The following is a 6,639-nucleotide window of genomic DNA, read 5'->3' on the forward strand; positions in this document are numbered from 1 at the left end:
TGCTGCTGGAATTGCCGGAGATCGAAGAGTCGGCCGCGGAGGTGCGGGAAGACACCCTGTATGGCTACTACGTATCGAGCAAAGAGGTGGAGGAAACCGAGGTACGGAGGCACTTGCGCGTGAAATTGCCGGACTTCATGGTACCGAGCCAGGTGATGAGATTGCAGGCGCTCCCCCGGACATCCAGTGGCAAGATTGATCGTAGCGCACTTCCGATCCCGCAAAGGCTTAGCGAAAACGTTCATACTGATTTCCTAGTAGGTACTGTAGAATTTTATTTGTCTAAGATTTGGAAATCCGTTTTGAACATCGATGAAATTGGAATCAACGACAACTTTTTTGACTTAGGAGGGAATTCTCTATCACTGTTAAGCTTATATGCTGAAATTGAAAAGATTTATCCCAATCGATTAAAGGTCATTGATCTTTTTCAATATCCAGACATCTATACTCTATCTTTTTATTTAAAAAATGTTTCGCAAGGCGGGCAAAAATTAAAGCTACAATCAACCGTGGTACCTGTTGATTATATTGAGGGTTCCCGACATAATGCTGAATCTAGCGTATGGAAATATACATTATCCGCAGATTTAACAAAATCGCTGGTAAGTTACGCTAATACAGAAAAATTAACTTCTTTGGCCCTTTTACAGATTCTGTTTGCCATAACATTAAACAGTATTTCTCAGAGTCAACCAATATTCGTTCAGACGGTAACAGACGAGGCGAAGGGAAAGGAACTCCAGTTTCATTTCTCAGATGGAGATGAATTCTCTGACTTAGCTGATCAATTGAAAGTAGAATTGGCGAAAGTTGATAATATTTATCAGCTTGAAGATATCAAAGTTGATCATAAATCTGAGAGTGGATTAATATCAGCGATTTTTTCCAGAGATTCAAGCCCGAAGAATATGAAAAGTGAATTATACGATTTTTTTATTGAAGTAAATGAGAGTTCCGTGACTCAGCCAATCGAGTTTATTTTTGAGAATCGTTCAGCAAAATTCAAAACTCGCTATGCAGAGGCTTTTTTCAAAAAGTTCATAGGACTGGTGCAACTTTTATCAAGACAAATGCAGGTTAAGAATTAATGGATTAGGAGTCTCGAGAATCCTTAGTTATGGTCAGGATATTTTTTAATGAATTTTGAAAAGTCAGGGTCTTATTTATGCGCTCGCATGGAATTCTTATACGAATTTCATGTGAGCAAATATGCTACATGTCAATTATGAAGGAGGGATGGTCGGATGTTTGATTTTAAAAGCGTTAATTTCGACCAATTAGAAAATGAAGTAGACCAAATTGATATTGTTTCTAGTCCCGATATTGCGATTATTGGGATGTCTATTAAATTTCCTCAGGCTCCTGATGTTCATACTTTCTGGAGAAATATATCAGAGGGTAAAGATGCGGTTACCACTGTTTCACATGATCGCAAAGAAGACTTAAAACAATTAATTGCTTACCATCCCGCTTTAAGAACGATGGATTTAGAGTTTGATCGAATGAACTACTTGGAGGATATTGATAAATTTGATTATGGATTCTTTAACATTTCCCCTAATGAAGCTGATTTGATGGATCCTCACCAAAGGCTCTTTGTGGAGACAGCGTGGCATGCTATAGAAGATGCGGGGTATGGGGGCACAAAGCTTTCGAATTCCAATACAGGAGTGTATGTGGGTTACAGTCCGTCTAATGTTACTTATAGTCGCTTTGTTTCTGAAATGTCGCCTGAGTCAGGATATTTGTCCTTTGTTGGGAACGTTTCTTCTGTTATTGCAAGCAGAATAGCATATCTAATGAATCTTAAGGGACCTAGTATTATGGTGGATACGGCTTGTTCTTCATCATTGGCCGCGCTTCATCTTGCTTGTCAGGGACTTCGAGCGGGAGAATGTGAGCAGGCGATTGTAGGAGGTGTTGCTTTGAATTTATTCCCTCTTCATCTTGAAGGTGAGGAAGGAATTGGGATCGAGTCAACCGATGGACAAACGAGATCATTTGATGATCTAGCGGAAGGTCCCGGTGGTGGAGAAGGCGTTGGAGCTATTATGTTAAAGCCCCTTCATCGTGCAATTCGGGATAAGGATAACATTCATTCCGTCATTAAAGGAAGCGCATGGAATCAGGATGGGAAGTCAATCGGGCTTTCAGCCCCGAATCCAGTTGCTCAGGCTGAAGTAATTATGAAGGCTTGGGAGAACGCTGGAGTTCGACCTGACTCAATTTCTTATATTGAGGCACATGGCTCTGCAACAAAGCTTGGCGACCCAATTGAAATTGAAGGAATCACAAAAGCTTTTCATAATTACATAACACTTAAGCAACACTGTGGTGTTGGATCAGTGAAATCAAATATCGGTCATTTAGGTGCTGCAGCCGGACTGGCAGGGCTCATTAAATCGGTTTTGGCTATGAAAAATAAAAAGCTTCCGCCGTCTTTGAATTTTTCTAAGCCTAATAGGAACATAAATTTTATGAATTCCTCAGTATATGTAAATACAAATCTGACTGATTGGGAGGTTGATGGCCCCCGTAGATGTGGAGTCAGCAGTTTTGGAGTGAGCGGTACCAATGTTCATGTCGTTTTAGAGGAGTATCAAGAGCAAGAGACATCTCTGAGCTTATCTCGACAGGATGTTCCCTTCTACTTAGGAATTTCTGCGAAAGATGAAGAAGATCTGAGTAATATTTTCCAGTCTTATGATACGTTCTTAAAGCGCGGTCAGGTTGACTTGGCTAATTTTTGCTATACAGCTAATACGGGGAGGGGGCAAGAGATACTCCGGGTTTTGTTTTCATTCAGAAATATTAAAGAGCTTTGTGATCAATTAAATGCAGTACTCTCAGGATCCAATGTTAAACAAGCGGTGAAAGGCATTTATTATCCCAATCATAGTGAATTTGATACTGAGCTCCCGCCTGTCACTAGGGATTTTTTAGCTGGAAAGTCAGCAGACTGGGAGTTGTTTTATGCACCACAAGAAACGAGGAAGATCTCCATTCCTGTCTATCCCTTTAAAAGAACAAGATGCTGGGTCAAACCAAAGGTGAATGCTCCAGCTCTGTCTAAATATATAAAAAATGCTGAACTGCCTGTAGATGAAATTGAGCCGACTGATGGTGATGAGACCTTACAACAAATGATTGTGTGTATATGGAAAAATGTGCTTGGATATAATACGATCCGCGAACAGGATAACTTCTTTGATCTGGGTGGAGATTCAATCTTAGCTATGAAAATTACGAACCAGATTAATAAGAAACTTTCGCTTAAAATAGAACCGGTTACACTGTTGTCCCATCCTATAATGGTCGATTATCTCCAGGCAATAGAAGAGAAAACTCATGTCCGTGGAACTGAAGATCATCATACTGCCATATTACCGACAAATGATGCGAACTGCTATCCTTTATCACTTATGCAACAACGAATGTTTATATTGAATCAACTTGATGAAAAAAGTATTAGCTATAATATACCGTTGGTAGCACATGTTAAAGGAAACTGGGATAAAGCAAGATTCCAAGAGGCGATCCAACGATTAGTCGATCGGCATAAAATTTTGCATACGCGATTCGGAATAGTTGAAGGAGAACCAGTTCAATTATTGCACAAATTTGATATCGAGATAAATTGTTTTAAAGCAGCCTCAAAAGAGATCCAACCAATCATAAACCAATTTGTCAGACCCTTTAATATTTTCGAGGAACCTTTATTTAGAGTGAGTTTAGTCGAAATTTCTTCAATTCACCACATTATATTAATTGATCTCCATCATATTATTGCTGATGGCACATCAATGGGGATCCTTATACAAGAATTTATTGCATTGTACGAAGGGCAGACTCTTCTTCCGCCAGTTCTATCCTATCCTGATTTTGCTGTTTGGCAAAAAAATGAGCAATTGAAAGAGAGGTACAACAACAACAAGTCATACTGGCTCAAAGTTTTCTCTGAAACAGCACCCGTTTTAGAATTAACAACAGATTTTCCTCGTACAACTCCAAGAAAGCAAAATGGAGAGCGTATAGTTTTTTCACTTGATGCTAAATTATCAGAGAATTTATTGCATCTTGCAACAGAATCTAAAATGACTCTATTTATGATCTTGTTATCCGGACTTTATATTGTTTTGCAAAAATATACACATCAAGAGGATATTGTTATTGGTTCGGCAGTATCTGGCAGATATCATCCGGATACGGAAAATATGGTTGGTATGTTTGTAAATACTTTGCCATTAAGAGGAAAGCCAAGTACGGATAAGCTTATTTCTCATTTTCTTCACGAAATTCAGGAAGTGGTCTTAGGAGCATTACAAAATCAATCCTATCCATTTGATGAACTGGTTGCTGATTTGAAATTAGAACGTGATAACAGTCGTAATCCATTGTTTGATGTTATGTTTACCATGCAAAACTTACATGTGGAGAATAAAGATATGGGTGATGTCACAATCATTCCTGAAGTCTTATTCAACAAAACCTCAAAGTTTGATTTGAATATTTCAGCTACGGAGAGCAGAGGAACTATCCAATTTGTTTTAGAATATTGTACAGATTTGTTCACTCCACATACCATAAATCAGATCATATCTCACTTAGTAAATGTCTATGGAGAAATCGTGGTTAAAAAAGATATGCGCATTTCAGATATTCAAGTTATGTCAGAAATTGAGCATCAGCAGATACTTCTAGGATTTAACAGTGAGAGTATTAAATTAAAGGAATATTCTATCCATCAAGTTTTTGAACAGCAAGCTGCGCTTATACCGGATCAAGTGGCAGTCATCTATGATCAGGCTAATGTCACATATGCTCAACTCAATCAGAGGGCGAACAATGTAGCAAGAATTCTTAAGGCAAAGGAGATAAATACAGGCTCCGTTGTTGCGATAATGGTTGAACGTTCTTTGGCAATGGTTATTTCCATGTTAGGTTCGTTAAAGGCAGGAGCGGCTTACCTTCCGCTTGATCCTGACTGGCCGGCTGAACGTATTCGTTTCGTGCTAGAAGACAGTGGAGCAGAAGTGTTACTTATTCAAGAAAAGTTTGCGAGTAGCTTTACGTCTGATGTTGATTTGATAGTTTTAGATGAAATTGTAGGAGAAGATGGAGTGTTATCTCCTGAATTGGATCATAGCTCTGTCGATTCTCATGAGATGGCATATATTCTTTATACTTCCGGGACTACGGGCACACCTAAAGGAGTTATTGTCGAGCATAGGAATGTCGTTGACTATATTTATTCGTTCTACAGCGACATACCAGAGTGGTCCAAAGATTCGTTACGGTTCGCTCAGATTGCCCCTTACTATTTTGATGGCTCTATAAAATCGATTTTTGGGGCAATCCTAGGAGGGCATACGTTATATATAGTTCCTGAGGAAATACGCAGTGATCCGGATAGTTTGACGAGTTTCGTAAGAAATAATCAGATTCAAGTCATGGATATGACTCCTTCCTTAGTTAATCTTTTTCTTGAAAGTAATCTTTCGGAAAAATTGCAGGTAGAGACTTTATTTATTGGCGGAGAACCCTTATATGCAGGAACCATAAGACAATTTATGGAGAATCTTATGGAAGAAACAGTTATCTACAATGTGTACGGCCCAACGGAGACGACTGTAAACGCAACTAAACATCGGATAGTACGCAATCAAATTCTAAGTGATCAAGTGAGCGGTATTGTTCCAGTGGGCAAGCCGCTACCTAACCGAAAGCTATATGTGGTTGACGAAAATATGAAGATTGTACCTGTTGGAGTTTCAGGGGAATTATTAATTGGAGGATCAGGTGTTGCCAGAGGGTATTTAAATAATTCGCAAATGACAACAGAGAAATTTATTGATAGCCCTTTTCAGCCAGGAGATCGGTTGTATAAATCGGGTGATATAGTTAAGTGGCTTTCGGATGGTTCCATTCAGTATATTGGTAGATCCGATGATCAGGTGAAGGTTCGCGGATACCGTATCGAACTTCAAGAAATTCAGGCACACATGCGTCAAATGCCCTTTGTTAAGAATTCTTATGTAACTGTAGTTAAAGGGTTGTTAGGGGAAAATGATCTTTGTGTATACTTTGTTCCTAGTGATGGTGATGTCTTGGCTTCCAATATCCAAAATAGACTTAGTCAGTTTTTGCCAGGGTATATGGTGCCCACACATTATATTGCATTGGATAAAATACCGTTACTCAGAAATGGAAAGGTTGACAAAGAAGCTTTGCCTGGGCCTACCTTTTTCCACAATGTTGATTCAAAGGTGATACAACCGCGCGATGTATTAGAGCACGAACTTGCTTCTATCTGGAGAAAAGTGCTACACGTTGAAAATATAAGTGTTTATGATAATTTCTTTTCAATGGGTGGAAATTCTTTGAAAGCTATTTTATTAAAATCATCACTTTCAAAAAAATTAAATATCGATATAGTGTTAAGTGACATTTTTAAATACACTACAATTGAAAGTTTAGCGAACCATATTCGTACAGTTGACAATACTGAATATGTTTCTATCCCCAAAACAGAAGAACTCTTAACGTATCCCCTCACTTCTTCGCAGCAACGGATGCTCGTGCTGCATCAGCTGAATCGGGACTCGCTGGGCTATAACATGCCGGCGGCCCTGGAGC

At 39.0% G+C, this 6,639-nt stretch carries 2 protein-coding genes and 1 pseudogene; all 3 read left to right on the forward strand.

All coding sequences use genetic code 11. The annotated features are described in order from the left end of the window. Positions 1-41: 41 nt before the first annotated feature. Positions 42-134, forward strand: a pseudogene (locus tag J2T16_RS28700) (hypothetical protein); the annotation flags it as partial. A 21-nt stretch (positions 135-155) separates the two neighbouring features. Then, positions 156-1,091, forward strand: a complete 936-nt coding sequence (locus tag J2T16_RS28705; RefSeq protein ID WP_337250460.1) for a phosphopantetheine-binding protein — start codon at positions 156-158, stop codon at positions 1,089-1,091. A 156-nt stretch (positions 1,092-1,247) separates the two neighbouring features. Continuing rightward, positions 1,248-6,639, forward strand: a 5,392-nt coding sequence (locus tag J2T16_RS28710) for an amino acid adenylation domain-containing protein (RefSeq protein WP_499020207.1), incomplete at its 3' end; no start/stop codon positions are given.

Origin of the sequence: Paenibacillus intestini (assembly GCF_030803945.1) — a bacterium.
GTDB lineage: Bacteria > Bacillota > Bacilli > Paenibacillales > Paenibacillaceae > Paenibacillus > Paenibacillus polysaccharolyticus.